This window comes from Streptomyces sp. NRRL S-31, from assembly GCF_000718775.1.
Taxonomy (GTDB): Bacteria; Actinomycetota; Actinomycetes; order Streptomycetales; family Streptomycetaceae; genus Streptomyces.
Genome location: NZ_JOCB01000308.1, coordinates 1 through 216 on the forward strand (window position 1 = coordinate 1; position 216 = coordinate 216).

A 216-nucleotide genomic window follows, 5' to 3' on the forward strand; every position below is an offset into this window, starting at 1 on the left:
GAGCACGACACCCGCGCCCTCACCCCAGGCCGTACCATCAGCCGCCTCGGCGAACGCCTTCACCCGGCCATCGGCCGCAAGCCCCCGCTGGCGCGAGAACTCGACAAACCCCGCCGTCGTCGCCATCACCGTCACACCACCGGCCAACGCCAGCGAACACTCCCCCGCCCGCAGCGCCTGCGCCGCCAGATGGATCGCCACCAGCGACGACGAACA

The 216-nt window shown here is 71.8% G+C and carries 1 protein-coding gene; it reads right to left on the reverse strand.

Going from position 1 to position 216, the window contains the following annotated elements:
- On the reverse strand, positions 1–216 hold a 216-nt coding region (locus tag IF37_RS40590), incomplete at both ends, for a beta-ketoacyl synthase N-terminal-like domain-containing protein (RefSeq protein ID WP_037858592.1).